This window comes from Brevundimonas sp. SPF441, from assembly GCF_009661015.1.
GTDB classification, from domain to species: domain Bacteria; phylum Pseudomonadota; class Alphaproteobacteria; order Caulobacterales; family Caulobacteraceae; genus Brevundimonas; species Brevundimonas vesicularis.
In genome coordinates, this window is the sequence record NZ_WJWX01000001.1 from 32,006 (window position 1) to 56,110 (window position 24,105).

Annotated in this window: 29 protein-coding genes; 16 read left to right on the forward strand and 13 right to left on the reverse strand. The window is 67.1% G+C overall.

Going from position 1 to position 24,105, the window contains the following annotated elements:
• Positions 1–11: 11 nt before the first annotated feature.
• The 5 genes from GGC30_RS00130 to GGC30_RS00150 all read right to left on the reverse strand — a co-directional run bounded on the left by GGC30_RS00130 (position 12) and on the right by GGC30_RS00150 (position 2,197).
• Positions 12–422: a copper resistance CopC family protein gene (locus tag GGC30_RS00130; protein WP_066551038.1), complete on the reverse strand. Its 411-nt coding sequence runs from the start codon at positions 420–422 to the stop codon at positions 12–14.
• A 25-nt stretch (positions 423–447) separates the two neighbouring features.
• Positions 448–783, reverse strand: a complete 336-nt coding sequence (locus GGC30_RS16385; protein ID WP_153921611.1) for a hypothetical protein — start codon at positions 781–783, stop codon at positions 448–450.
• Positions 784–891: 108 nt separating this feature from the next.
• Entirely contained in the window at positions 892–1,470 is a 579-nt protein-coding gene (locus tag GGC30_RS00140; protein WP_054765333.1) for an RNA polymerase sigma factor, read from the reverse strand.
• Positions 1,471–1,478: 8 nt separating this feature from the next.
• Entirely contained in the window at positions 1,479–1,916 is a 438-nt protein-coding gene (locus GGC30_RS00145) for a Spy/CpxP family protein refolding chaperone (RefSeq protein ID WP_054765334.1), read from the reverse strand.
• Positions 1,916–2,197, reverse strand: a complete 282-nt coding sequence (locus GGC30_RS00150) for a hypothetical protein (protein ID WP_228763503.1) — start codon at positions 2,195–2,197, stop codon at positions 1,916–1,918. Before GGC30_RS00150 ends, GGC30_RS00145 begins: the two co-directional genes overlap by 1 nt.
• 117 nt (positions 2,198–2,314) lie before the next feature.
• Between GGC30_RS00150 and GGC30_RS16205 the strand changes: the two genes are divergently transcribed.
• From GGC30_RS16205 to GGC30_RS00165, 4 genes are all read left to right on the forward strand, one after another.
• Positions 2,315–2,965 carry a DUF2231 domain-containing protein gene (locus GGC30_RS16205; RefSeq protein ID WP_054765335.1) on the forward strand — a complete coding sequence of 217 codons (651 nt, stop codon included), beginning with the start codon at positions 2,315–2,317 and terminating at the stop codon, positions 2,963–2,965.
• A gap of 89 nt (positions 2,966–3,054) precedes the next feature.
• On the forward strand, positions 3,055–3,522 hold the full coding sequence (locus tag GGC30_RS16210; RefSeq protein WP_054765336.1) for a nuclear transport factor 2 family protein: 468 nt from the start codon (positions 3,055–3,057) through the stop codon (positions 3,520–3,522).
• Positions 3,523–3,572: 50 nt separating this feature from the next.
• Positions 3,573–4,046, forward strand: coding sequence for a DUF411 domain-containing protein (locus tag GGC30_RS00160; RefSeq protein WP_082382653.1), 474 nt, complete (start codon positions 3,573–3,575; stop codon positions 4,044–4,046).
• 13 nt (positions 4,047–4,059) lie between these two features.
• Positions 4,060–4,788, forward strand: a complete 729-nt coding sequence (locus tag GGC30_RS00165; RefSeq protein WP_066551051.1) for a PepSY domain-containing protein — start codon at positions 4,060–4,062, stop codon at positions 4,786–4,788.
• Between the two features lie 30 nt (positions 4,789–4,818).
• Here GGC30_RS00165 and GGC30_RS00170 read toward each other — a convergent pair whose 3' ends face one another.
• Entirely contained in the window at positions 4,819–6,090 is a 1,272-nt protein-coding gene (locus tag GGC30_RS00170; RefSeq protein ID WP_183217322.1) for a type II restriction endonuclease, read from the reverse strand.
• 208 nt (positions 6,091–6,298) lie between these two features.
• Here GGC30_RS00170 and GGC30_RS00175 point away from each other — a divergent pair, with 208 nt between their 5' ends.
• From GGC30_RS00175 to GGC30_RS16595, 5 genes are all read left to right on the forward strand, one after another.
• Positions 6,299–6,661 (forward strand): hypothetical protein, encoded by a 363-nt coding sequence (locus GGC30_RS00175; protein WP_153921614.1) that lies wholly within the window; start codon positions 6,299–6,301, stop codon positions 6,659–6,661.
• Between the two features lie 112 nt (positions 6,662–6,773).
• Positions 6,774–8,105, forward strand: a complete 1,332-nt coding sequence (locus tag GGC30_RS00180; RefSeq protein WP_153921617.1) for a TolC family protein — start codon at positions 6,774–6,776, stop codon at positions 8,103–8,105.
• Complete coding sequence (locus GGC30_RS00185) at positions 8,102–9,436, forward strand: efflux RND transporter periplasmic adaptor subunit (protein ID WP_082854040.1); 1,335 nt, start codon at positions 8,102–8,104, stop codon at positions 9,434–9,436. Before GGC30_RS00180 ends, GGC30_RS00185 begins: the two co-directional genes overlap by 4 nt.
• Positions 9,433–12,585: an efflux RND transporter permease subunit gene (locus GGC30_RS00190; RefSeq protein ID WP_153921620.1), complete on the forward strand. Its 3,153-nt coding sequence runs from the start codon at positions 9,433–9,435 to the stop codon at positions 12,583–12,585. Before GGC30_RS00185 ends, GGC30_RS00190 begins: the two co-directional genes overlap by 4 nt.
• Positions 12,582–12,992, forward strand: coding sequence for a copper-binding protein (locus tag GGC30_RS16595; protein ID WP_153921623.1), 411 nt, complete (start codon positions 12,582–12,584; stop codon positions 12,990–12,992). Before GGC30_RS00190 ends, GGC30_RS16595 begins: the two co-directional genes overlap by 4 nt.
• Positions 12,993–13,101: 109 nt before the next feature.
• On the opposite strand, the gene GGC30_RS00200 is transcribed toward GGC30_RS16595, so the two are convergent.
• Positions 13,102–13,290, reverse strand: a complete 189-nt coding sequence (locus GGC30_RS00200) for a hypothetical protein (RefSeq protein WP_153921625.1) — start codon at positions 13,288–13,290, stop codon at positions 13,102–13,104.
• 57 nt (positions 13,291–13,347) lie between these two features.
• Here GGC30_RS00200 and GGC30_RS00205 point away from each other — a divergent pair, with 57 nt between their 5' ends.
• Positions 13,348–15,897: an NAD-dependent epimerase/dehydratase family protein gene (locus tag GGC30_RS00205; protein ID WP_370451799.1), complete on the forward strand. Its 2,550-nt coding sequence runs from the start codon at positions 13,348–13,350 to the stop codon at positions 15,895–15,897.
• 122 nt (positions 15,898–16,019) lie between these two features.
• Positions 16,020–16,400, forward strand: a complete 381-nt coding sequence (locus GGC30_RS00210; RefSeq protein ID WP_153921631.1) for a copper-binding protein — start codon at positions 16,020–16,022, stop codon at positions 16,398–16,400.
• A 65-nt stretch (positions 16,401–16,465) separates the two neighbouring features.
• Here the strand turns inward: GGC30_RS00210 and GGC30_RS00215 are convergent, their stop codons facing one another.
• The 3 genes from GGC30_RS00215 to GGC30_RS00225 form a co-directional block, all read right to left on the reverse strand.
• Complete coding sequence (locus tag GGC30_RS00215; RefSeq protein ID WP_153921635.1) at positions 16,466–16,879, reverse strand: four-helix bundle copper-binding protein; 414 nt, start codon at positions 16,877–16,879, stop codon at positions 16,466–16,468.
• Between the two features lie 145 nt (positions 16,880–17,024).
• Entirely contained in the window at positions 17,025–17,516 is a 492-nt protein-coding gene (locus tag GGC30_RS00220) for an isoprenylcysteine carboxyl methyltransferase family protein (protein ID WP_153921638.1), read from the reverse strand.
• The gene (locus GGC30_RS00225) at positions 17,516–18,583 is read right to left on the reverse strand and encodes a type III polyketide synthase (protein WP_153921641.1); all 1,068 of its coding nucleotides are present in this window, start codon (positions 18,581–18,583) and stop codon (positions 17,516–17,518) included. Before GGC30_RS00225 ends, GGC30_RS00220 begins: the two co-directional genes overlap by 1 nt.
• Positions 18,584–18,976: 393 nt before the next feature.
• On the opposite strand from GGC30_RS00225, the gene GGC30_RS00230 reads away from it, so the two are divergent.
• The 5 genes from GGC30_RS00230 to arsH are packed head-to-tail and all read left to right on the forward strand — an operon-like array spanning position 18,977 to position 22,057.
• Positions 18,977–19,312 (forward strand): helix-turn-helix transcriptional regulator, encoded by a 336-nt coding sequence (locus GGC30_RS00230; RefSeq protein WP_153921644.1) that lies wholly within the window; start codon positions 18,977–18,979, stop codon positions 19,310–19,312.
• A gap of 9 nt (positions 19,313–19,321) precedes the next feature.
• Positions 19,322–19,744, forward strand: a complete 423-nt coding sequence (gene arsC / locus GGC30_RS00235) for an arsenate reductase (glutaredoxin) (RefSeq protein WP_153921647.1) — start codon at positions 19,322–19,324, stop codon at positions 19,742–19,744.
• The gene (arsB, locus tag GGC30_RS00240) at positions 19,744–20,838 is read left to right on the forward strand and encodes an ACR3 family arsenite efflux transporter (protein WP_153921650.1); all 1,095 of its coding nucleotides are present in this window, start codon (positions 19,744–19,746) and stop codon (positions 20,836–20,838) included. Before arsC ends, arsB begins: the two co-directional genes overlap by 1 nt.
• Entirely contained in the window at positions 20,838–21,254 is a 417-nt protein-coding gene (locus tag GGC30_RS00245; RefSeq protein WP_153921653.1) for a GNAT family N-acetyltransferase, read from the forward strand. The genes arsB and GGC30_RS00245 overlap by 1 nt, the downstream gene beginning before the upstream one ends.
• Positions 21,254–22,057 carry an arsenical resistance protein ArsH gene (gene arsH, locus GGC30_RS00250; protein ID WP_153921656.1) on the forward strand — a complete coding sequence of 268 codons (804 nt, stop codon included), beginning with the start codon at positions 21,254–21,256 and terminating at the stop codon, positions 22,055–22,057. Before GGC30_RS00245 ends, arsH begins: the two co-directional genes overlap by 1 nt.
• Positions 22,058–22,068: 11 nt before the next feature.
• Here arsH and GGC30_RS00255 read toward each other — a convergent pair whose 3' ends face one another.
• The 3 genes from GGC30_RS00255 to GGC30_RS00265 are packed head-to-tail and all read right to left on the reverse strand — an operon-like array spanning position 22,069 to position 23,963.
• Positions 22,069–22,752, reverse strand: coding sequence for a hypothetical protein (locus tag GGC30_RS00255; RefSeq protein ID WP_228763504.1), 684 nt, complete (start codon positions 22,750–22,752; stop codon positions 22,069–22,071).
• A gap of 13 nt (positions 22,753–22,765) precedes the next feature.
• A complete protein-coding gene (locus tag GGC30_RS00260; protein ID WP_153921660.1) occupies positions 22,766–23,362 on the reverse strand; it encodes a zeta toxin family protein in 597 nt (198 codons plus the stop codon).
• The gene (locus GGC30_RS00265) at positions 23,352–23,963 is read right to left on the reverse strand and encodes a GcrA family cell cycle regulator (protein WP_153922254.1); all 612 of its coding nucleotides are present in this window, start codon (positions 23,961–23,963) and stop codon (positions 23,352–23,354) included. The genes GGC30_RS00260 and GGC30_RS00265 overlap by 11 nt, the downstream gene beginning before the upstream one ends.
• Positions 23,964–24,105: the final 142 nt, after the last annotated feature.

A 24,105-nucleotide genomic window follows, 5' to 3' on the forward strand; every position in this document is an offset into this window, starting at 1 on the left:
AGGCCGCCTCCTCAGTGAACCATGAAACGGACGACGCCGTTCATCTGATGGCCGTCGGCGCCCTTCGCGGTCCAGGCGGCGGCGTAGGTGCCGGGCGCGAGGGCCGGAAGCGGGGCGCTGACCGTGACCGCGGGTGCAGCCTCCGCTGACAGGGCCACATCGACCGCCTGGTTCGACGGTCCGCCGGTCAGGCGAAGGGACGTCAGGACCATGGCGTGCGGGAAAGTCGCCGAGAAGGTGGTCGGGGCGGAGGACAGCATGGCGTTGTCCGCCGGAGTGGTCGCCACGCCATTGGCCGGCGCCTGCATGGCGGCGTGGTCCTGCGCCGACATGCCGGCATGCGACTGGCTCTGGGCCTGGGCGGCCGACAGAGGAGCGAAGGCCGCGAGGGCGGCGAGAGTGGCGAGTATTGAACGGTTCATCGAAAACTCCTGGACTTCAAGCGAACTACTGTTTGGGCGGCATGGTCATGCCGTCCATCTTCGACATGTCATGGCCGGCCATCGGATCGGCAGGCGGCGGTGTCGGCTCTGGCGCGGGCGCGGGCCGGGGGGCCGGGCGGGGCGCCGATGCCTTGGGAGGCGCGGCCGGGGTTGATGCGGCAGGGGCGGGCGTGGCGGCCTGCGGCGGCGTCGACTCGGGGGTTGCGGCCGGCACGGCTTCCATCGGAGCCATCGCTGAAGCGTTCGGCGTCGGCTCGGCGTCCACCGGTTGAGGCTCGGCGGCGGGCTGGCAGGCGCCCAGGGTGACCGCCGCGGCCGCGGCGAGGATCGGCAATCTCATGTGGCAAGCTCCTGATAAGAGGGCGACGGTCAGGTATTTCCATCGACGCCTTCATACTGGTTTACGCGGGCGAGCGCCGCAGCCCTCGCCGTCCGGCCTTCATCCGCGTCATTTCGGAGCCGGCGGGACGTCGCCCGCGCCGCCCAGGACATCGAACAGCTTGCGACGGGCGCGCGCGACGCGCGTCTCCACCGTCTTGACGGTCACGCCGAGAATTTCGGCCGCTTCCGCCTGGCTGCGCCCCTCGATCGCGGTGAGCAGCAGCGGGGCCTTGAGATGCGGCGGCAAAAGGCTGATCGCCTCGTTCAGACGGGCGAGTCGGTCGCCGGCCTCCATCCGTTCATCCGCCGGCTCGTCGCCGTTCGCCACGGCCAAGGCTTCCGGCGATGCCAGATCGACGTCGCCCCGGATCAGGCGTCGGACGAACCGGCGGCGGCTCCAGTCCCGGCATTTGTTGAGCGCTATGGTCCGGATCCAAGCTTCGAAGGGCCGGGTCGGGTCATAGCGGCGGATGTTGATCCACGCCGCCGCATAGGTCTCCTGCAACAGATCCCACGCATCCTGTTCGTCGCCGACATAGCGCCGGACGAAGCGGAACAGGGCCGTCTTGGTCTGCTGCATCAGCGCGCCGAAGGCCGCCCGATCGCCGCCGGCGGCGCGCGCTGACAGGTTCGCTGGACTCTCCACCCGGAACGCTAGCCTTCGTCGGGCGCGAGAGCCGCCACGATGCGGTCGTCGAAGACCTCGGCCTGGGCAGGGGTCAGCACCGACCGCATCTCGAAGACGTGGGCTATCGTCTCCTTCTGAAGGGCGCCCATGGCGACGTGGAAATGGTCAACCGCGGCCTGAACCGGGGGACCGTCGCCGTCGCTCTGTTCGATCGCGCGCGCCAGCTCGAGGTTGGCCGCGCGGACATCGGCTTCGAGCGCGGGCCGACGCGCTGCGAACCGGGCCTCGACCGCCTCGATGCGCGTCAACTGGTCAGGCGACAGCTTGAGATCGTGGTGCACGATGTCGTGCAGGGACGGCGGCTCGCGCCGGCTCAGCACCCAGCTGGCGCTGATCCAGGTGCCCGCGCCGCTGGCGACGGCCGCCAGCACGGCCGTCAGGACGATCGCGCGCCAGCCGCGCATCACCGCCCGGTTTCCAGTCTCACCAGAGGCGACAGGCCCGCACCGACCGTGAAGATGGCCATCTCTCCCGGCGGGCTCGGCGCGGCGGCCGCGCCGACGCCGCCCGCCGTCAGACCGGTGGCGAGGGCCACGGCGACCGCGCCGAGACGGACCTGCGTGGCCAGTCTTTCGCCGCGAAGCGTCTCGACCCGGCTCCAGACCAGCGGTTCGAGCCCGTCGAGCGACCGGCCGATGGGCGTCATCGCGGACTCGGCCAGAATGTCATCCAGTTTAAGCGACATCGAACACTCTCCTTGCGCCCCTACATCCTACTACGGCCAAGACCGTGACATCCCTCGCGCGAGGGGGCGGACCTCGCGCTGCGTAGATAGCAGAAGGGACAGGAGTGGAGAGGGTTTATGACATCACGCGGATTTTTCCCGGCATTGGGACTCGCGCTCGCCTTGTCGGTGAGCGCGCCCGCGATCGCGCACGAGGATCATGACGCCCCGGCGGTTCGCGGCCAGAGCGCCGCATCGACCGCCGAGGGGCCGCAATCGGACATGACGGCCATGCCCGGCATGGCGGCCGACATGGACCACGGGGCCATGATGGCGGACGAGGGTCCGAAACCCATGCCGCAGCGCCTGTACCGCTGGCTCGGCGCCATGCACCCGGCCGCGGTGCATTTTCCGATCGCCCTGTTCCTCGTCGCCGCCCTCCTCGAGATCGCCGCCCTGACCCTCCGGCGTCCGGTCCTGACCCAGGGCACGCGCGTCATCATCGCCTTGGCGGCCATCTCCGCGGTCGGCGCAGTGGCATTGGGCTGGTTCGCCATGGGGATGCCGGGACGGGACGACGCGACCCACGCCTCTCACAGATGGCTCGGCACTTCGATCGCCGCGCTGGGCCTCCTCAGCTGGTGGGCGAAGGAGCACTGGGTCCGCCGGCCGGGGCCCGGGCGCGAGAGAGTCTACATCGGCCTGTTGACGCTCACCGCCGTCGCCGTCGTGATCAACGGCCTCTTGGGCGGCATGCTGACCCACGGCGTGAGACATCTGATGTTCTGAAGGCCGCGCCGTCGTTCAACCTTCTCGTTTTTTCACCCACGCCCGTCCGACACACCTTTCGCGGCCGGCAAACAGGAGCCTCGCCCACGATGTTTCGTTCAACCTTCGCCGGACTGGCGGTCGCCGCTCTCCTCGCCACCGCCTCGCAGGCCCAGACCGCGGACGAACAACAGGTCCGCGCCGTGGTCACCGCCTACAAGACCGCCATCGAGCGGATGGATGTGTCGCAGACGCCGGCCCTGTTCTGGTCCGACTCCGAAATCTTCGAGAACGGCGGCGTGGAGGGATCGTTCGCCTACTATCTGGAGCACCATCTGGGTCCTGAGTTCGCCGATCTCGCCGGGTTCGACTTCCGCGACCACGACATGAAGATCGAGGTCGATGGCGATACGGCCTTCGTAAGCGAGACCTACACCTACCACATCACCTTCAAGGACGGCGCGCGAGCTCCCATAGAACGCCGCGGCGCCGCGACCAGCGTCCTGCGCAAGCGAGGTGACGAGTGGAGGTTCGACATCTATCATTCCTCGGCGCGGCCTTTCCGTCCGGCGGCCTGAGCGCGACCGCGACGGTCAGCGCCGTTTGCACATCGTTTTCTTGAGGTCTCATGGGATCCCAGTCCATTCCACTCTCACGCCGCAGTCTCATCGCCATGGGAACGGGCGCCCTGGCGGTCGCGGCCTGCGCCCCGGTCGGTCGCGCGTCGAACGAGCTCGCCGTCTACAAGACGCCGACCTGCGCCTGTTGCACGGCCTGGGTGGATCACATGCGCGCCGCGGGCTTCGAGGCGCGGATCAGCGAGCTTCCCAGTCTCCGCTCGATCCGCAGCACCCAAGGCGTGCCCGAAGCCCTCGCGTCCTGTCACACCGCCCTGATCGGGGGCTATGTTCTGGAGGGCCATGTGCCGGCCGAGGACGTGCGACGGCTTCTGGCCGAGCGTCCCAAGGCCGTGGGCCTGGCGGTTCCGGCGATGCCCCTGGGGTCGCCGGGCATGGAGACGCCGGACGGCCAGCGCGAACCCTATGAGACCCTGCTGATCCTCGAGGGCGGCGGCACACGCGTCTTCGCGCGTCACGGCTAGTCGGGTTCGTTCCATGAAGGTTCTCAGGCTGTCGACCCAGCTTCACAAATGGGTCGCCCTCGTGGTGGGGCTGCAGGTTCTGTTCTGGGTCGGCGGCGGTCTGGTCATGACCGTCATTCCGATCGAGACGGTGCGTAGCGAACATCGCGCGGCCGAACTCAAGCCGGCTCTGCTTGAGGTTGGAGCTCTTCCGACCCTCGCCGTCGTGGCCCGTCGCGCGGGCGTGGCCCCTGTCGAGGCGGAGCTGCGCACGACGCCGCGCGGACCCGCCTGGACTTTGAAACCGGCGGACGGAGAGCCCGTCGTCGTGTCCGCCGTCACGGGCCTTCCGTTCGGGCCGATGTCCGCTGGCGAGGCCTCGGCGTTCGCCCGGACGGGCTACAAGGGCGAGGCGAAGGTGTCCGACGCCGTGCTGCTGGCCACGGCGCCTCAGGAAACCGGCCGGACAGGACCGCTCTGGAGGGTCGATTTCGCCGACCGCGAACGGACGACCTTCTATCTGTCGCCGGCCACCGGAGAGGTCGTGACGCGCCGCTCGGGCGTCTGGCGGTTCTATGACTTCTTCTGGCGGCTCCACATCATGGACTGGAAGACCGGCGAGAACTTCAACCATCCGCTGATCATCATCACGACCTTCCTCACCCTGAGCATCGTGATCACCGGGATCATCCTGCTATGGATCCGCCTAGCGCGTGATCTGAAGGCTTTCCGGGCGTCTCGGCGGACAGGCGGTTCGAGTTGATGCGGGTTGCGCCCGGGCGCGGGCGGGTGGTCAGGTCAGGCGGTGAGAGATTTCGGTCAGGCCTCGCAGGTCGGAGCCGAAGCGCGCGATCGATCCCCGGTGCCGGTCCAACTCCCCATAGGGCAGATATCGGACGTCCAGGTCCGAGATCCGGCTGAAAGCCGGCCGCTGGAGCTGGGCCCGGACATCGCCTTCCCGGCTGTCCGGCGCCACCAGAAAGAGACCGGCGGACGTGTGGAGTTCACCCGAGAGCGCCAGATCCAGCATGCGCACCACGCCGGAATAGATGGTGGTGGAGTGCTCGACTTCGAAGGCCGCCGCTACGCGATCCGGCGAGGCATCGAGCCAGAGGACGTCGATCAGACGGATCGACTCGGCGCCAGCGCCGTTCGCCAGCGCCGTCGGAAGTTGATCGAGACAGCCCTCGCCGAGACGCGCGCCGTCATGGAGCCGGCTCCGGTCGTTGGCGGCGATCCAGACCCGATAGCCGAGCGCGCGTCCCAGATCACGAAGCCAGGCCTGGATTTCCGTGTGCGTGCGATCCGTCTCGCGTTGCTGCGCCGACGCCTTCTCGAACTTCACCGCTTCCGCGCGGGCCTGGGCGAGCCGTTCCTCCCACCCCTGGCGCGAAAGCGCGTCACCGTCGGGGGGCGGCGCCGGATACCGCCCGGAGCCGACATCGAACAGGAATCCCGCGAGGGCGCCCAGATCGTTCGACAGAAGGTCACGATATCGGGCGTTCAGCGCCAGGAGGCCCTCCCGCATGGCCAGATAATGTTCCCAGCTGCCGAGCTTCACCTTCGAGCCGGTGATCGCGTTGTAACCGTTGACGATGGCGGTGTTGAACGGGGGCGCATGCGTGGGGTGCAGGAAATAGATCAGGTTGGCGACGGCCGGCCCGAGGCCCTTGATCTTGAGTTGATCGATCGTGCGGATGCCGGAGAGAAGCTCGTCGGCTGTGGAACAGCCGCTGCAATGATGCAGCAGGCGGCCGAAGGCGCGCTGGTTCGCCGGGTTCTCGTAGATGTCGGGGATCCTCAACTTGGGCTTCCACAGAAAGGCGTGGTCGGCGCCCTTGAAGATCTGTCGCTGCTCGGCGACGGAATGGACGATGGTCTCCAGGGACGAGCCGCGATAGGCGACACCGAAGCGGCCCGTCTCGATCTCCTCGACCACCTGGCCGATGCCCCGGCGGATCGACCGGAAATTCTTCAGCCGTTCATCCCACAGGAACCAGGTCTGGTAGGTCGCCGAGGGATCGTTACGCCATTGCGCGATGAGGTCTCGAAGTCTGTCCGGCACGCCATCCCCTCAGATCCTGAATCTTCCACCCCAGCGTAAGCGGGTCTGCGCTGAAGCGCCACCAGAGCGGCTGTTCTGCGGTCGATCGTGCTCCCGACGGACGGCGATGAAGGGCGTTCGTCATGGTCGCGACCGAAGCGGTCCGCGTGCCGTCCGGCTGGGTCGCGTATTGACTCGAAGGGCCTCGAAGCGCCTATCGTCGGCCGCCATGTGGAATATCGTCCGCGTCCTTCTGTTCGCCCTCGCGGTGGCCGGGTTCATCGGCCAGTCGTCGGCGCACGCCACTCCGGTTCAGGTGTTCGAGGCGACGGCGGCCATGCCGGAGGCCGACTGCGCCGAGATGATGGACATGACGGACGAAGCCGTCGACGACGCCGAAGGCCCGTGCAGCAAGATGACGCCGGATTGCATCGCCAAGAGGGGCTGCGCCGCCGTCGCCTCGCCGATGCCGCCCGCGCCGGCGTTCGAGCATCCGCTCGGATCGGGGGCGACATCGTTCGCCGAGGTCGATGTCGCGCTGGAAGGCGCGGGTCCGCTTCCGCTGAAGAGTCCGCCCAAACCGCTGTCGTAGACTGCTTTCGCTGATCGGAACGCCGCGCCCCGCTTTGCGGCGTCCGCCGATCGACTAAGGTCTGCGCCTGCGTCTCGCCGCGAGGTGGACGCGGCGGTTATCGAGATTTCTCATGATCATTCGCTTCGGCACGGCGTTTTCCGTCGTGCGCCGTCTCCCGGCGGTTCCCTTGCCGCGACGCTTGCGGCGGCCTTGCTGGCCGTGCCCCGTTGACCGGCCCTGGCCGCTGGCCGCACTCCTGGTGCTCGGACTCTGCGCCGCGCCGGCCCGTGCCGACCCCCAGACCTTCGACGAGACTCTGGCCCGCGCCGCCAGCGAGGCGCCGCGCCTGAGAGCCAGCGCTCTGGGCGTCGACGCGGCTCGGGCCGCCGCGCCCGCTGCCGGGCGCCTGCCGGACCCCCGGCTCTCCGTCGGTCTCGACGGATATCCGGTGAACGGGCCGTTCGCGGGGCAATTCGATGAAGACTTCACCATGCTCAGGATCGGCGTCGAGCAGGAAGTGCCCAGCCGCGCGCGTCGTCGCGCCGAGCGAGACATCGCCGAGGCGGCGATCGGCGTCGCCGGCGCTGAGGAGTCCGTCGCCCGACGAGAGGTCCGGGTCGCCGCGGGCCTCGCGTGGATCGACCTGTTCTATGCCGAACTCCGCTTTGCAGCGCTGGACGAGCTGCTGGCGACGTTGCAACCCCTCTGGGACGCCGCCCCGGCCGGAGTCGTGTCCGGCGCCTATCGGCCCGCCAACGCTCTCGGTCCCGTTCAGCTCAAGGCGGATCTTGACGATCGCCGCAGCAGTCTCGCCGCCGACATCGAGAAGGCGCGAGCCGAACTGGCCCGGTGGACGGGCGACGCCGATCCCGAGACGGTCGGACCGCCGCCGCAGGACGATCTCGACCTGGTCGCCTTACAGAGCGGCATCGCCCAGCTGCCGACCGTGCGGGCCTATGGAGCCGCCGCGCGCCGCGCCGAAGCCGAGGTCGATCTGGCCCGCGCCGGACGCCGGCCGGACTGGTCGTTCCAAGCCAGCTATGCCCGCCGCGATGAGCGGTTCGGCGATCTGTTCTCCGTCGGAGCGAGCGTGCGGCTGCCGATCTTTCCCGGTCGGAGGCAGGATCCGGTCATCGCCGCGCGCGCCGCTGATGCGCTGCGGGTCTCCGCCGAGCGTGAGGACGCTGAGCGCGTGTTGACCGCGTCGCTGCGAAGCGCCCTGGCGGAATACGTGACCGCTCACGATCAATGGATCCGGTCGCGCGACGTCGTTCTGCCCAGTGTCCTTCAGCGTTCCGATCTCGAAACCGCGAGCTATGCGGCGGGCCGGGCGGGCATCGTTGAAGTTCTCGAAGCCTTCACCGCCGTGGCCAACGCCCGGCTCGACGCGCTCGATCGCGAGGCCGCCGTGAAGCGTCAGGTGGTCGAGATCACTCTCACCTATGGGAACGACGACCGATGAACGCCCTTCGCAACAAACGCCTGGGCGTCGCCATGGGCGCGCTTCTTTTGGTCGGGGTCGGCGTCGGGGCAGGCATCGTCGTCGCTCCACGCCTGGATGGGGCCGGCGGCGAGACCGCCGAGGGGGCAGGGGAGCGCGAGATCCTCTACTGGTACGATCCCATGGTTCCGAACGAACGATATCCGGGGCCTGGAAAATCGTCGATGAACATGGACACCATCCCCAAGTATGCCGATGAGGGGGGAAGTAGCGCCACCCCCGGCGTCCGGATCGATCCGGCGCTGGCCCAGAATCTGGGGGTCCGATATGCCACGGCCCGCCGTGGCGACCTGGAGGGCGATCTCAGCGCCACGGCGATCATAGGTTACAACGAACGCGACATCGCTGTGGTCCAGTCGCGCGCGGACGGCTTCGTCCAGCGCGTCTACAACCGCGCGCCGGGCGACGTGGTCGCCGCGGGCGCCCCTCTGGTCGATCTGCTCATTCCGTCCTGGGGCGGAGCCCAGACCGAATATCTCGCCGTGCGACGCACCGGCAATACGCCCCTGATCCAGGCGGCGCGGCAGCGACTGGTGCTGTTGGGCATGTCCGAGGGCGTAATCGCTTCTGTGGAACGCAGCGGGCGGGCGCGGAACACGATCACGATCTCGACGCCCACTGGCGGCGTGATCAAGACGCTGAGCGTGCGCGCCGGCATGAGCGTCGCCCAGGGCATGACCCTGGCCGAGATCAACGGCCTGTCGACCGTCTGGGTCAACGCCGCCATCCCGGAGGCGCTCGCGAACCAGCTGAGAGCCGGGCAGTCCGTCGAGGTGGCCCTGGCCGCGTTCCCGGGCGAGCGGTTCACGGGTCGCCTGACCGCCCTGTTGCCGGAGCTCGTCGGCGACAGTCGCACGATCACCGCGCGGATCGAAATGGCCAATCGGGGAGGGCGTCTCAGGCCGGGCATGTTCGGCCGGATCACCTTCGGCGGCGGTTCGACTTCGGCTCTGCTCGTGCCGACCGAGGCGGTGATCCGGACCGGAGAACGTGACATCGTCATGCTCGCCCTGCCGGAGGGCCGCTATCAACCGGCCGAGGTCCGCATCGGACGGGAAGCCGGCGGACAGACCGAGATCCTCGCCGGTCTCAGGGAAGGCGAACGAATCGTCGCGTCGGGGCAGTTCCTGATCGATTCCGAAGCCAGCTTGTCAGGCGTCACGGCGCGGCCGATCGGCCAAACTTCCGGACCCGCACGCGCCCCGGCGTCGCCGACGGCCGGCCGGCCCGCCGCCGCCCAGACGGGCGCATCCATGGCCGCGCCCGCGCCGCGCGAGAGGTCGGGGCAATGATCGCCGCGATCATACGCGCCTCGGTCAAGGGACGTTTTCTCGTCCTTATGGCCGCGCTCGCTCTGCTGGCCGCCGGCCTGTTTGCGGTTCGCAGCACGCCGGTCGACGCCCTGCCGGACCTGTCGGACGTACAGGTCATCATCCGCACCAGCTATCCGGGGCAGGCCCCCCAGATCGTCGAGAACCAGGTCACCTATCCTCTGGCGACCACCATGCTGTCGGTGCCCGGCGCGCGAACGGTTCGGGGCTACTCCTTCTTCGGCGACAGCTTCGTCTATGTGCTGTTCGAGGATGGGACGGACCTCTACTGGGCCCGTTCCCGGGTCCTCGAATATCTGAGCCAGGTGCAGGCGCGACTTCCCGCGACCGCCCAACCGGCACTTGGTCCGGACGCCACCGGCGTAGGCTGGGTTTATGAGTACGCCTTGGTCGACCGCAGTGGCCGAAACGATCTGGCCCAGTTGCGCAGTCTGCAGGACTGGTTCCTCCGCTATGAGTTGAAGACCGTGCCGGGTGTTGCCGAAGTCGCCAGTCTGGGCGGCATGGTGCGGCAATACCAGGTGGTGCTCGACCCCGTCAGGCTCGCGTCCTACGGCGTCACCCATCAGGTGGTGGTCGAAGCTCTCCAGCGCGCCAACGGCGAGACGGGCGGCTCGGTGCTCCAGCTCGCCGAGGCCGAATACATGGTGCGCGCCAACGGCTATCTGACCGAGCTCGACGACTTCCGGGCCGTGCCGCTCCGCACGGCGGCTGGAGGCGTGCCGATCAGCCTCGGGGACGTCGCGACCATCCAGATCGGCCCGGAGATGCGGCGCGGCATAGCGGAGCTGAATGGCGAAGGCGAGGTCGCCGGCGGCGTCGTCATCCTGCGATCCGGCGCAAACGCCCGCGCCACGATCGCGGCTGTCGCCGAGAAACTCCAGACGCTCAAAGCCGGATTGCCGCCGGGGGTCGAAGTGGTGACGACCTACGATCGCTCGCAGCTCATCGACCGGGCGATCGACAATCTGAGCGGCAAGTTGATCGAGGAGTTCATTGTCGTCGCCCTGGTCTGCGGCCTGTTCCTCTGGCACGCCCGGTCGGCGTTGGTCGCCATCCTGACCCTGCCGCTGGGCGTGCTGGCGGCCTTCCTGATCATGAATCTTCAGGGCGTGAACGCCAACATCATGTCGCTGGGCGGCATCGCCATCGCCATCGGGGCCATGGTCGACGCGGCAGTGGTCATGATCGAGAATGCCCACAAACACATCGAGCGATGGGAGCACGATCACCCCGACAAGAAGCTGGCGGGCGAGGAACGGTGGAAGGTCATCACCGAGGCGGCCGTGGAGGTCGGACCGGCGCTGTTCCTTAGTCTGCTGATCATCACCCTGTCGTTCATTCCGGTGTTCAGCCTCCAGGCCCAGGAGGGTCGGCTGTTCGCGCCGCTGGCCTTCACCAAGAGCTACGCCATGGCGGCCGCGGCGATCCTGTCGATCACCCTCGTGCCGGTTCTGATGGGCTATCTGATCCGGGGACGGATACCGGCCGAGCAGAGCAACCCGATCAACCGCTGGCTGACCCACATCTATCGGGGGCCGCTCGACTGGGTGCTGCGTCACCCAAGGAAAACTCTCTTGGTCGCCTTGCTGGTCTTCGCCACTACGGCCTGGCCTCTCAGCCAGCTCGGCGGCGAATTCATGCCGGCGATGGACGAGGGCGACCTGCTCTATATGCCTTCGGCCCAGCCGGGCCTCTCTGCGGCCAAGGCCGCGGAACTGCTGCAGCAGACGGACCGCATGATCCGCACGGTGCCGGAAGTGGCGACCGTGTTCGGCAAGGCCGGCCGGGCGGAAACCGCGACGGATCCGGCTCCGCTGGAAATGTTCGAGACCACCATCCAGTTCAAACCGCGCGATGAATGGCGCCGCGGCATGACGCCGGAGAAGCTGGTCGAGGAGCTCGACCGCGCGGTCCAGGTTCCGGGGTTGTCCAATGTCTGGGTTCCTCCCATCCGCAATCGCATCGACATGCTGGCGACGGGGATCAAGAGCCCCGTCGGCGTCAAGGTGTCCGGCGCCGACCTCGGTCAGATCGACCGCGTCGCGGCCGAGGTCGCCGAGGTCGCCCAATCCGTGCCGGGCGTGAGCTCGGCGCTGGCCGAGCGTCTGACGGGCGGCCGCTACGTCGATATCGACATCGACCGCGACGCGGCGGGGCGTTACGGTCTCAACATCGCCGATGTGCGGTCGATCGTCTCAGGCGCGATCGGCGGCGAAACCATCGGCCAGACCGTGGAGGGCGTGGCGCGCTATCCCATCAGCGTGCGCTATCCGCGCGAGTTGAGGGACAGCGTGGAACAACTGCGAGCCCTGCCGATCCTGACGCCTTCAGGCCAGCAGATCACCCTGGGCGCCGTCGCCGATCTGCGGATCGCCGACGGGCCGCCAATGCTGAAGTCCGAGAACGGCCGGCCGACCACCTGGGTCTATGTCGATGTGCGGGGACGCGACCTGGCCTCGGTCGTCGCGGATCTGCGTCGCGCCGTGGCCCGTGCCGTCACCCCCACGCCTGGCGTGAGCATCGCCTACTCGGGCCAGTTCGAATATCTCGAACGGGCGACCGCGCGGCTCAGGATCGTGGTCCCGGCCACGCTGGCGATCATCTTCGTCCTGCTCTACCTGACGTTCGGGCGCTTCGACGAAGCCCTGCTGATCATGGCCACCCTGCCGTTCGCCCTGACCGGGGGGATCTGGCTGCTCTATCTGCTCGGCTTTCACCAGTCCGTCGCCACCGGCGTCGGCTTCATCGCCCTGGCTGGGCTGTCGGCCGAGTTCGGCGTGGTGATGCTGATCTATCTCAAACACGCGCTGAAGGATCGTGGCCCTGACCCCGACCGCCAGCAGGTCGAGGAGGCCGTTCGCGAAGGCGCCCTTCTGCGTGTCCGGCCCAAGGCGATGACGGTCGCCGTGATCCTGGCCGGTCTGTTCCCGATCCTGATCGGCCACGGCGCGGGGTCGGAAATCATGAGCCGGATCGCCGCCCCGGTCATCGGCGGCATGGTGACCGCCCCCCTCCTGTCGATGCTTGTCATCCCAGCCGGCTATCTCCTCCTGAGACGCCGGAAATCAGGTCCCACCCAAACCCCCTCCCAAGGAGCCACGCTATGAAAAACCTGTTCGAGAACTCACGCACGCTCGCCCTCCGTCTGAGCCTGTCCGCCGGGGCGGTCATCCTCCTGGCGGCCTGCAGTCAGCAGCCCGCGGCGGATACCGAAACACCTGTCGACGCCAACTCCGCCGCCGCCCCCGCGGCTGCGGAGATGGACGGCATGTCGACGGCGACAGCCGAGGAGAAGTCCGCAACCGCTCGCGGCGTGATTTCGGCCATCGACGCGCAGGGCGGTAAGATCACGATCGAGCATGAACCCATCGCCAGCCTTGGATGGCCCGCGATGACCATGGGCTTCGCGGCGTCGCCCGCCCTGATTGACCAGGCGAAGGTAGGCGACCGCGTCGAGTTCGATCTAGTCGTTGTCGGCAGCGCGGGTGAACTTAAGGCACTCCGGCCGCAGTAGCCGCCGCCTGATCCAGTCTGGCGCCGCATGCCGCGCGGTGTACGGTTCGCGACGCGGCGGAGGGCCTTGGCTTCTCCGCCGCGTCGAGACTTTTTGACTTACCAAGGGCTCAATCATCCGTCCGCCCGGCGCCCGAAGCCCTGCGGACAAGCTGAACCGGCGGCTGAGGGAACGGAGCGATGGAACTCACCTTGAAGTACCCGAGTTCGATGATGAGGGAGATGAAGGATATGAGGGACACCAGCGGCATGGCCTCGAGGTCAGACCAGATATCCATGTCCTGGCTGCTGCGGCCCATCGATCTGCCTCCTCAACCTCTAGCCCCCGCATTGGAGCTTTTTGGGCGGTCCCGCCGGTGAACGCCCCGCCCGACGAGCGCGAGACGGTCATCATCACCGGCTCCAGCGGCTTCATCGGTTCGGCCCTCGTCAGGCATCTGTCCGCAAGATATCGGGTGATCGGCTTCGATCGCGATTTGCCGCCACACCCGCCTGCCGAAGCCGAATGCGTCTGCGTTGATCTGACGGACGACGCCAGCGTTCAAGCGGCGTTCCTACGGGTTCGCGTCGCCTATGGCGCGCGGATCGCCTCCGTCATCCATCTGGCGGGCTATTTCGACCTGACGGGCGAGCCCAGCCGCAAATATGAAGAGGTCACGGTCAAGGGGACCGAGCGGCTGTTGGGTGCCCTACAGGCCTTCGAGGCCCAACAGTTCGTCTTCGTCAGCACGATGCTGATCCATGCCTCCACGACGCCGGGCGTTCCGATCAACGAACAGTCGCCGCTCGATGCATCGCTGCCGTATCGCGACAGCAAAATCCGAACCGAACAGTTGATCCGCGAGCAGCGCGGCGCGATCCCGGCCGTCTACCTGCGTCCGGCCGGCATCTACGATGACGGCGGTCACTCCGCCTTTCTGGCCCAGCAGATCGCGAGGATAAACGAGAGGCGTCTGAGTTCTCACGTCTATCCTGGAAGCCTGGCCACTGGCCAACCCTCGCTTCATCTTGACGATCTGCTCGACGCCATCGAGCGTGTCATAGACCGGCGCGCCGCGCTCCCGCCTGATCTGCCGCTCCTGCTGGGCGAGATCGACGCGATGAGTTACGACGATCTGCAGCGCGCTCTGGGACGCCTTATCCATGACGAAGCCTGGGAAACCCATTCCATTCCCAAGGCCGCGGCGAAGGCGGGGGCCTGGGCCCAGAACACGGTTCTGGACGAAGACACCTTCATCCGTCCCTGGATGGTCGATATCTCCGACGACCACTACACGCTCGATCTGACGCGAGCGCGTCAGCTGCTGGACTGGTCGCCCCGACGCTCGCTTCGCGGGAGCCTTCCCGTCATCGTTCAAGGCCTGAAGGACGACCCCTATGCCTGGTATCGCGCCAACGGATTGAACGCGGCCCGCGTCGCGGATGAGAAGGCCGAGAAAGCGGCCGCCCGGCCGCACGACATGGCGCCGGCTGAACATCAGCAGATGATCCAGGACCATGCCCAAGGCATGCGCGGCATGCATTTCGACATGCTTTGGGTTCACTGGCTGACGATGGGACTGGGGCTGTGGCTCGCCACGGTCCCGTTCGTGTTCGGGACATTTACCCAAACGGAGTTCTCGGCAGCGATTCTGAACGTCACGGAGGAACGCGAGCTCTGGGATCCAGCGCTGCGGAACGCCTTGACGGGCTGGAACGACCTGATCTGCGGCGTATTGATCATGATGTTCGCGGCCTTGTCCATGTCGCCCAGAAACGGCTGGGCCCAATGGGCCAACGGCGCACTCGGCGTCTGGCTTCTCGGAGCTTCGCTCCTCTTCTGGGCGCCGAGCGCCGCGGTCTACGCCAACGACATGCTGGTTGGAGCACTGGTGGTCGCCCTGACCCTGCTCATCCCCATGATGCCGGGCATGAGCATGGAAGGGATGATGGACGGCACCAACACTCCGCCGGGCTGGAGCTACTGCCCATCGACCTACGTCCAGCGCATGCCCATCATCGTCATGGGCGCGATCGGCCTAGTGATTTCGCGGGTGCTCACCGCCTACCAGCTCGGACATATCGACAGTGCGTGGGACCCGTTCTTCGACGTTCCCGGCGCGCTGAACGGCGCCGAACACATCATCACCTCCGACATGTCGAAAGCCTGGCCGGTGGCCGACGGGGGAGTGGGCACCATGATCTACATGATCGAGATTCTGATGGGTGCCATGGGCGGTCGAGCGCGGTGGCGCACCATGCCATGGATGGTGTTGCTGTTCGGCGTCATCGTGGTGCCGTTGGGCGTCGTCAGCATCTATTTCATCATCATGCAGCCGATCGCCATCGGCACCTACTGCACCCTCTGCCTGGCCGCGGGCTTGGCCATGCTGATCATGATCCCTTATTCACTCGATGAGCTGGTCGCCATGGGACAGTTCCTCGTGCTCAACAAGCGACGCGGCAGACCTGTCTGGTCGACCTTCTTCCGGGGCGATGCCTTGCCCGGTGGGACCATCGACAGACATCCCGGTTTTGGCGATCCTCTGCCGGCGGCTTTCGCCTCTTCGATCCGGGGCGTCAACCTTCCCTGGACGCTCGTGGCGAGCGCGTTGATCGGGGTCTGGCTAATGTTCTCACGGGCGTCGCTCGGATCGATTCCGCCCATCGCCGACAGCGATCATCTCGTCGGCGCCCTGGTCGTGACGGTCGCCATCATAGCAATGGCAGAGGTTGCTCGACCGTTGAGGTTCCTGAACATTCTTTTCGGACTTTGGCTGATCGCCGCGCCGTGGCTGCTGCACGGATCGAGTGTCACCGGCGATGTCGCAGGCATGATCGCCGGTTTGGCGCTGATCGCCCTGAGCCTGCCGCGCGGGCGTCGCAGCGAGGAGCACTACGGAAGCTGGGATCGGCTTATCGTCTGAGCGGCCCTGTCGGGGGGCATGATCACGGCGCCTTTGCTCTCGATGCTCGTTATCCCGGCGGGTTACCTTCTCCTCAGGCGCCGCAAGGCCCGTTCAACCCCCTCAACCCAAGGAGCGACCCCATGACCCGAACCCTTATTTCACTCGCCGGCGCGGCCATGATGCTTTCGGCCTGCGGCCAACCCGCGGACCCGGCCGCCGAACCGGCCGCTGCCGCTCCCGTCGACACGGCTTCCGCGGCCGGCGCGGCGGACACGGCGACGTCCCCCGCTGCGGGCTCCAAATCCGGCAGCGGCGCAGGCGTGGTCACCGCCGTGGATACGGCGGCCGGCACCGTGACGATCAATCACGAGGCTATTCCGGCGGTCGGCTGGCCAGCCATGACGATGAGCTTCACGGCAGACCCCGCCGTGGTACAGCAAGCCGCTGTCGGGGATCGCGTCCAGTTCGACCTGACCGTTCAGGGCAACGCGGGTGAAGTCACCGCCATTCGCCCGGAATAGCCGGACCCGCCTTCACCGTTCGTGCGGGGCGTTGTCAGCGCACGCACGGTGAAGGCGGTGCTCCATCAACGGCTCGACGGAGTGATCGTGCCGGCCGCCTCCCGGCATGTCTCTTCGCAGCGGCGGCAGGCCTCGGCGCAGATGCGGCAATGCTCGTGCATGTCCGCGTGCTTGTCGCACTCCGCGGCGCAGGCCGCGCAGGTGTCGGCGCAGGCTTCGAGAAGGCTCTTGATGACCGCCTCGTTGCTCCCCGTGCGGCGCGCGCCGACCGCGCCGGCAGCCGCGCAGACGTCGGCGCAGTCGAGGTTGAGCCGGATGCATTGGACGAGATCGGCGACCATGGCTTCGCCGAGACAGGCGTCGGCGCAGATGCGGCAGGTCGCGGCGCACTCGTAGGCCGCCTCGACGGCGCGGATCAGTGCGTCGTTGGTCGAGCCTTTGACGTGAGGGTGGGCGCTGATCATGGACTGGATATGCATGAGGTTCTCCGATGGCGGACTCGGTCAACCCGTCGGACCGGCCGCCGTTCCCCGGCGACCGTGGTGCGCCGTGAAACGTGAACAGCGTGCCTCCCTGGACACCAGGCTAGGCTGGGTCAAGCTGTCCGGCCATGCTCCTGAGGGCCTATCTGCGGTCGGCAAGCGCCCCATCCTCCACCCGAATACGCCACGCCAGAAGCATGGCGTTCGCGATGCTCCATGCGATGGCGATCCAGACCTGGCCGAACGCCAGCGGCAGGACGAGGATTTCGAGGGACGCGATCACATAGTTGGGATGACGAACGAGCCGGTAGGGACCCCGTCTTTCCAACGGCGCGCCGGGCAGGGTGATGATCCGTGTCGTCCAGAAGCGTCCGAGCGTCGCGATGACCCAGAGTCGCCCGAACTGCAGCACCACGTAGAACGCAAGCCAGACGGGATGCGGAACCGTCGCTGGCGGCGTGGCGAGTGCGATCGCCGCGAGCCAGCTGGCGTGCAGCGCGATGAACAGGGGATAGTGGCGGGCGCCGACTTCGACTGCGCCCGATGCGATCAGCCGTTGTGTGTTGCGATCCGCCAACCAAAGTTCCCAAAGACGCTGGATCGCCACCAGGCCGATCACCAACCACAGCCACATCAGGGGTGCACCAGCATCAAGCCGGCAGTGAAGCCGGGGCCGAGCGTGGTGAGCAAAAGAGGCCCTTCCACTCCGTCGTCGAGCATCGCCTTCAGGACGAACAGCACCGTCGCGGCGCTCATGTTGCCGTGAGCGCGGAGCACCTCCCGCGTGTGGCTGAGCGTCCCCTGGGTCAACTCGAAGCAGATCTCCAGCGCGTCGATCACCTTGGCCCCGCCGGGATGGCAGACAAAGCCGCCGACATCCTTCGCCGTCATCCCGTTATCGGCGAGGAACTGCGTCGCCACCGGCCGGAAGTCCTCCTGAACGAGAGTCGGAATGTCTCGACTGAAGACGACCTTGAGCCCGTCGTCGGCCACCTCCCAGCCCATGACATCCAGACTGTCAGGCCAGGTGTGTTCGCGACTGGCGCCGAGAACGGGCCCTTTGGCGTCGTCACGACAGCTGATCACCGCGGCCGCCGCTCCATCGCCAAACAGGGCGGTCGCGACGAGGTTCGATTTGGATCGGTCCTGGGCCCGGAAGGTGAGGGCGCAAAGTTCGACCACAAGCAGAAGCACGCGCTCGTCCGGATGGGCCATCGCGATGTCGGCGGCGCGCGCGAGCCCGACCACGCCCCCGGCGCATCCGAGGCCGAAGACAGGCAGACGCCTTACGTCGGGCCGGAAAGGCATCACCGTCATCAGCCGGGCGTCCAGCGCAGGCGTGGCTATGCCGGTCGTGCAGACGACGACGACCGCGTCGATATCCTGCGCCGTCAACTCCGCCTCGGCCAGCGCCTTGCCCGCGGCTTCGGCCAGCACGGCGACCGCGTTCTCAAGGAACAGATCATTTCGTTCGGAGAAGCTGTGGGGCTTCAGATACCACTCGATCGGGACGCAGGAGTGCCGTGTCTCGATCAGGGCGTTTCTGTAGATCGGAGCCAGACGTTCGAAGCCGCCATGAGTGGTGGCGAACATCTCGGCGCCGTTCGCTGCCACATCCTCCTGTTGCAACGTGAATGGCGGCCAGGCCAGGGCGAGGGCCTGCAGCCGAGGGCGAGTGTGTGGCAAGCGACGCTCCAGCATTCGGGGAACCCACAAACACGACGCCTGCCGGTCACTCTCAAAGCACCGGCGAACAGACGAGGTTCCTGTGACCCGCAGTCCATATGCACGCCTTGAACACGACTTCGCCGGATCAGTTAAGGTCGCGCACCAGGCGCCGGCTTCCTGGTCCTCGCCGGCGGGTGCGCTGCTGGAGCGATGCCCGGATTCCTTGTCTGTCCCGCCCAGGATCCGGACGCGCTGGCCCGTTCGCATGCTGACCTAAACGACGACGATCCTCATCTCTCCGAGGGACAAAACCGGGGAGGGATGAGCCACGCGCATCCGTTCGTGATCGACGGGCGGCATCGTCGGTGGCCTTCAAAGAGCAACTTGAAGCCTTGATCTTCTCCAGAATTCCAGAATAATCGAATTATGGAATCAACGGCAGCAGTTCTCGCTCTTTCGGCCTTCGCTCAATCGACTCGAATGGAGGCGTTCCGTCTGCTGGTTCGACACGAGCCCTTGGGGCTGCCGGCGGGCGAGATCGCGGATCGGCTGGCCGTCCCGGCCAACACCCTGTCGTCCCACCTCGGCGTCCTCACCCGGGCCGGCCTTATCAAGCCGGAGCGCCGCAGCCGCTCCATCGTCTATCGCGCCGATCTGGATCGGCTGAGAGACCTGGTCCTGTTTCTGCTGAAGGACTGCTGCGGAGGGCGCGCGGACCTTTGCGAGCCGCTGCTCAAGGAACTCGCGCCCTGCCGCGACTGAGGATCACCGATGGACGTCATCATCTACCACAACCCCGCCTGCGGGACCTCGCGCAACGCCTTGGAGCTGATCCGGCACGCCGGCGTCGAGCCGCATGTGATCGAGTATCTGAAGACCCCGCCGTCGCGGGAGAGGATCGCCGACATGGCAGCGCGGGCCGGCGGCTCGCTGCGGGATCTGCTGCGCGAGAAGGGCACGCCCTTCGCGGAGTTGGGCCTGACCGACGAAACTTTGTCCGACGACCAGCTGCTGGACGCCATCGAGGCCCATCCCATCCTGCTCAACCGGCCGATCGTCGTCTCGCCCCTGGGCGTAAAACTGTGCCGTCCGTCCGAGGCGGTTCTGGACCTGCTTCCGGCCGGCAATCTGAGGCCCTTCACAAAAGAAGACGGCGAGGTCGTCATCGACGCCGACGGGAAGAGGGTCCGCTGATGGTCGACACGCCCGTGGTCGACACGCCGCGTGAGGCGCCCCGTCGGCTGTCCTTCCTGGACCGCTGGCTGACGCTGTGGATCTTCGTCGCCATGACGGCCGGCGTGGCGCTGGGAACCCTCGTTCCGGGACTGCCGGGCTGGGTCGACGGCCTCTCGATCGGGACGACCAACATCCCCATCGCCATCGGCCTGATCCTGATGATGTACCCTCCGCTGGCCAAGGTGAAGTACGAGGCCCTGCCCCAGGTGTTCGCCGACAAGCGGGTGCTGGCCCTGTCCCTGGTCCAGAACTGGGTGATCGGGCCGATCCTGATGTTCGCCCTCGCCGTGATCTTCCTCAGGGATCAGCCGGAGTACATGACCGGGGTCATCCTGATCGGCCTGGCGCGCTGCATCGCCATGGTGCTGGTGTGGAACCAGCTGGCCCGGGGCGACAACCAGTATGTCGCCGGCCTGGTGGCCTTCAACTCCCTGTTCCAGATCGCCTTCTTCAGCGTCTATGCCTGGATTTTCCTCTCTGTCCTGCCGCCGCTGTTCGGCCTGGAGGGCAGCGTCGTCGACGTCAGCGTCTGGACGATCGCGGCGGCGGTGCTGGTCTATCTGGGCCTGCCGTTCCTGGGCGGCTTCCTGACCCGCCGCGTGCTGATCGCGCGCAAGGGGGCGCACTGGTACGAGACCCGGTTCCTGCCGCGGATCGGCCCGCTCACCCTGATCGCGCTGCTGTTCACCATCGTGGCCATGTTCAGCCTCAAGGGCGGCGAGGTGGTCGCCCTGCCGCTCGACGCCCTGCGCATCGCGGTTCCGCTGACGATCTACTTTCTGGTCATGTTCGTGGTCAGCTTCCTGATGGGCCGGCTGATCCAGGCCGACTATCCGCGCACGACGGCTCTGGCCTTCACCGCCGCTTCCAACAATTTCGAGCTGGCCATCGCCGTCGCTATCGCGGCGTTCGGCCTGGCCTCGCCGGTCGCCTTCGCCGCCGTCATCGGCCCGCTGGTGGAGGTGCCGGTCCTGATCCTGCTCGTGTCGGTCGCCCTGTGGCTGGGGCGGCGCTGGTTCAAGGACACGGCCCCGATGACGAAAGCCGGCTGATGGTCGTCCTGCATCCGCTTGAGCCGGACGACGCCGGCTTGATCGCGGCTCTGAGGGCTGAGGACCTGCCCGCGCCTGGCGCCGGCCGCTACTTCAGCGCTGATCACGATGGCGCCGTCGTCGGCTACGTCGGGCTGGAAGGGGAGGGGCGCGATCTGCTGATCCGCTCCCTCGTTGTGCTCGCCGATCGGAAGGCGCGCGGCGTGGGAGCCCGGGTGCTGGCCGCTGCCGAGGTCGTCGCCGGCGACCTGGGCGCCGCACGCCTGCATCTGCTCACCACGACGGCCGAGCCCTTCTTCGCCCGGAACGGCTACCGGGCCGCGAGCCGCCAGTCGGCGCCGGAGGCGATCCGGCGGACCCGCGAGTTCGCGGGGCTCTGCCCGGCGTCGGCGGCCTATCTGACCAAGGACCTCTGATGACCTTCGACCGCCTGAGACCGCTGCCCGATCCGGATCATCTGCCGGCCTTGGACAAGGCCTATCTCTCCGCCGATCCGGCCCGCGGTCTGGGGCCGCACCACCATCCGCCCCGGATCCTGCTCCTCTACGGATCGCTGCGCGAACGGTCCTACTCGCGCTTCTGCGTCGAGGAGGCGGCCCGCCTGCTGCAATGGATGGGATGCGAAACCCGCATCTTCGACCCGTCCGACCTGCCCCTTCCGGGATCGCCCGGCGACGACGACCATCCGGCGGTGCGCGAACTGCGCGAGCACGCTCTTTGGTCCGAGGGCATGGTCTGGTGCAGCCCCGAGCGGCACGGGCAGGTCTCGGGCCTGTTGAAGCTGCAGATCGACCATCTGCCCCTGAGCATGGGCGGCTTGCGCCCGACCCAGGGCCGAACCCTGGCCGTCATGCAGGTCTCCGGCGGGTCGCAGAGCTTCAACGCCGTCAACACCCTGCGATTGCTCGGCCGCTGGATGCGGATGATCACCATCCCCAATCAGTCGAGCGTGGCCAAGGCCTTCCAGGAGTTCGACGACGCCGGGCGGATGAAGCCGTCCGCCTACTACGAGCGCATCGTCGATGTGATGGAGGAACTGGTGCGCTTCACGATCCTGATGCGCCCGCACTCGGCGCAGCTGGTGGACCGTTACTCCGAGCGGAAGTCCGCGGGGACGGCCATCGACGCGGCGAACGACCTTTCTTCGATCGCGATAGCGCCCACATCGCCAGGCGGGGCAAAGATGCCCAGCCCAGGGCAGGCGGATCGCTCGAAGTGATTCAGCGTCGTCTATTTTGGTCTAGACCAAAAGCCGGTCAAACTGAACGTGCAGGTGTAGTCGCGACCAGAGCGGTTTCTGGCCCGCCAAGCCCACCTCTGTCGAAGTGCAGCTGCGATCAGGGCGTCTCGAGCACCCGGCTCAGTAACCGGGAGACCCTCGCCGAGCCGAACGCTGGCCGCCTGGGCCAATCGATCGGGATCCAACGCACGGGCCCGCTCGAGCACCCTGGGCACAAGTTCGGTCCGGTCCTCGGCGAGCCGATGCATGCCTAGAAGAAGAGCGACAAGCAGAACCTCCGCGTTCAGACCGCTGGGGACGGATGGCGTCCTGCGAAAATCGTAGGTTAGGCCGCCGAGCTCGAACCGGCCTTGGCGCCGGAGATTGTAGACGATCGATTCATTGTAGAGCTGTGTCGTCCCGACCCCGAGGCCGTTGAACGCGCTCGGGGACATCATCAGAAAGCGGTCGTCCTTGAGGAAGGCCTTGATCAGCTTCTCCGGCCTTGCGGGCGCCCTGCCGAACCGGCTCTGGCGCGGCGCCATGTAGAGGCCGTGGGAAACCTTTTCCAGATGGCCCTCGACCACGAGCCGACGCACATGGCGATCAAGGGCGCTGGACCCCTTCGCGAGGTCCCGACGACGATAGACCTCGCCGGGTCGCAGCTGCCTCCTGAGGTCATCGAGAGCCGACATGCCGCCGCCGACCCTAGAAGGGCACCAGGCCCCGGAGCACCGGGCGCGCCCAGTCCGGAAGCGGGGGCGAAAGGGTGATCCTGGCCCCCGCCTTTTCACAGAATGGGCGGAGAAGGGCAGGGGCGCCGTGAGTGTTGTCGAACAGGACCGCCAGATCGGCCTGTTCAAGCGCTTGGGGCAGCAGGTCCAGCGTCCGGACATAGCGCTGACGTATGCGATCTTCAGGCACGTCGTGACCACCCAGCAGGACTCTCTGGGCGACGCGCGCCACGTTCAGAGAGGGGGATTCCGTCGCAACGAAATAGAGAGCGGTTCGAAACCCACGCGTCTTGGCCTCCCGCAGAACCTCGATCTTGGACGGATGAGACATCACGGTCTCGAACGAGAAGCTTCGTCCGGCCTCAAGGCAAGCCTGCCGCTCATCGGCGGCGATCTGCTGCGCTTCACGGACGCGCGCGCCATAGGCGCCTTCCAGCGTCTTGGCGATCTCGTCGGGATTCACATAGTGGCCGAGATCGACCCCGTCCGCCCTCAACTGGTTCGTCAGGGTCGTCTTGCCGGACCCGTTTGGCCCCGCGATCATCAGGACGAACGGCGGCTCAGAGGCCAAGCCGGCGTCGCACTTCAATCTGGAGGTCGGCGGCTCCGAAAAGCGGCGTGACGGCTGCGCCTTTCACGGCTGCTCCGGCCTTCGCACGGTTTGCGGTGGGTAGAGGTGAGCCTCGCCTTGCAGTGGGAGAGTAGGCGACGCGCGCGTGCTCGGAGCAGTAGACGCCTTCGGATGCCCGACGACCGCAGAAGGTGAACTCGCGTGAAGACGGATCACCGATCGGCCACTTGCACATGTGGGCGCCGAGGGTGAGCACCGTAGCGGTGCCGTCCGCCACTTCCATTAGTCGGACGCGGGCCGAGGCCGGGCGGGTTGATGGCCGTCCGCCGGACAGGCCCAGCTGATGCACCTTGCCGATGACGTCATTTCGGGTGATCCCACCGAGCCGCATCGCGATCTGGGTGGCGCTCAATCCGTCGAGCCAGAGCGTCTTCAGCAGATCGAGCCGTGCGTCGTCCCACGGCGGCGGGGTCGCAGGTTCGGCTTCAAACGCAGCAAGAGGAACGTCGGCGCGCTTCGCCTCATCGGCGGCGGCGCGGGACGCTCGGGCCCCGGCTTCGACGAGGTCTTCGAAACTCAGATCGAAAGGCGTTGGTGCCATGCGATTCATATAGCGAATATAGGGGCCGATCGATAGGGCGTCACTGCCGCGTCGCGGAAACAGAATGTGCCGTCGATTTCAAGGTCGCGCCGTGATCACGTCTGATCGAGCACCAGTCCAGGGCGACCATCACCGCGTCATC

What these genes read in the sequence shown, in the direction of transcription:
- GGC30_RS00130 (WP_066551038.1), bottom strand. Translation starts at nt 422, where the DNA reads ATGAACCGTTCAATACTCGCCACTCTCGCCGCCCTCGCGGCCTTCGCT.
- GGC30_RS16385 (WP_153921611.1), bottom strand. Translation starts at nt 783, where the DNA reads ATGAGATTGCCGATCCTCGCCGCGGCCGCGGCGGTCACCCTGGGCGCC.
- GGC30_RS00145 (WP_054765334.1), bottom strand. Translation starts at nt 1,916, where the DNA reads ATGCGCGGCTGGCGCGCGATCGTCCTGACGGCCGTGCTGGCGGCCGTC.
- GGC30_RS00150 (WP_228763503.1), bottom strand. Translation starts at nt 2,197, where the DNA reads ATGTCGCTTAAACTGGATGACATTCTGGCCGAGTCCGCGATGACGCCC.
- GGC30_RS16205 (WP_054765335.1), top strand. Translation starts at nt 2,315, where the DNA reads ATGACATCACGCGGATTTTTCCCGGCATTGGGACTCGCGCTCGCCTTG.
- GGC30_RS16210 (WP_054765336.1), top strand. Translation starts at nt 3,055, where the DNA reads ATGTTTCGTTCAACCTTCGCCGGACTGGCGGTCGCCGCTCTCCTCGCC.
- GGC30_RS00160 (WP_082382653.1), top strand. Translation starts at nt 3,573, where the DNA reads ATGGGATCCCAGTCCATTCCACTCTCACGCCGCAGTCTCATCGCCATG.
- GGC30_RS00165 (WP_066551051.1), top strand. Translation starts at nt 4,060, where the DNA reads ATGAAGGTTCTCAGGCTGTCGACCCAGCTTCACAAATGGGTCGCCCTC.
- GGC30_RS00175 (WP_153921614.1), top strand. Translation starts at nt 6,299, where the DNA reads ATGTGGAATATCGTCCGCGTCCTTCTGTTCGCCCTCGCGGTGGCCGGG.
- GGC30_RS00180 (WP_153921617.1), top strand. Translation starts at nt 6,774, where the DNA reads ATGATCATTCGCTTCGGCACGGCGTTTTCCGTCGTGCGCCGTCTCCCG.
- GGC30_RS00185 (WP_082854040.1), top strand. Translation starts at nt 8,102, where the DNA reads ATGAACGCCCTTCGCAACAAACGCCTGGGCGTCGCCATGGGCGCGCTT.
- GGC30_RS00190 (WP_153921620.1), top strand. Translation starts at nt 9,433, where the DNA reads ATGATCGCCGCGATCATACGCGCCTCGGTCAAGGGACGTTTTCTCGTC.
- GGC30_RS16595 (WP_153921623.1), top strand. Translation starts at nt 12,582, where the DNA reads ATGAAAAACCTGTTCGAGAACTCACGCACGCTCGCCCTCCGTCTGAGC.
- GGC30_RS00200 (WP_153921625.1), bottom strand. Translation starts at nt 13,290, where the DNA reads ATGGGCCGCAGCAGCCAGGACATGGATATCTGGTCTGACCTCGAGGCC.
- GGC30_RS00210 (WP_153921631.1), top strand. Translation starts at nt 16,020, where the DNA reads ATGACCCGAACCCTTATTTCACTCGCCGGCGCGGCCATGATGCTTTCG.
- GGC30_RS00215 (WP_153921635.1), bottom strand. Translation starts at nt 16,879, where the DNA reads ATGCATATCCAGTCCATGATCAGCGCCCACCCTCACGTCAAAGGCTCG.
- GGC30_RS00220 (WP_153921638.1), bottom strand. Translation starts at nt 17,516, where the DNA reads ATGTGGCTGTGGTTGGTGATCGGCCTGGTGGCGATCCAGCGTCTTTGG.
- GGC30_RS00225 (WP_153921641.1), bottom strand. Translation starts at nt 18,583, where the DNA reads ATGCTGGAGCGTCGCTTGCCACACACTCGCCCTCGGCTGCAGGCCCTC.
- GGC30_RS00230 (WP_153921644.1), top strand. Translation starts at nt 18,977, where the DNA reads ATGGAATCAACGGCAGCAGTTCTCGCTCTTTCGGCCTTCGCTCAATCG.
- arsC (WP_153921647.1), top strand. Translation starts at nt 19,322, where the DNA reads ATGGACGTCATCATCTACCACAACCCCGCCTGCGGGACCTCGCGCAAC.
- arsB (WP_153921650.1), top strand. Translation starts at nt 19,744, where the DNA reads ATGGTCGACACGCCCGTGGTCGACACGCCGCGTGAGGCGCCCCGTCGG.
- GGC30_RS00245 (WP_153921653.1), top strand. Translation starts at nt 20,838, where the DNA reads ATGGTCGTCCTGCATCCGCTTGAGCCGGACGACGCCGGCTTGATCGCG.
- arsH (WP_153921656.1), top strand. Translation starts at nt 21,254, where the DNA reads ATGACCTTCGACCGCCTGAGACCGCTGCCCGATCCGGATCATCTGCCG.
- GGC30_RS00255 (WP_228763504.1), bottom strand. Translation starts at nt 22,752, where the DNA reads ATGTCGGCTCTCGATGACCTCAGGAGGCAGCTGCGACCCGGCGAGGTC.
- GGC30_RS00265 (WP_153922254.1), bottom strand. Translation starts at nt 23,963, where the DNA reads ATGGCACCAACGCCTTTCGATCTGAGTTTCGAAGACCTCGTCGAAGCC.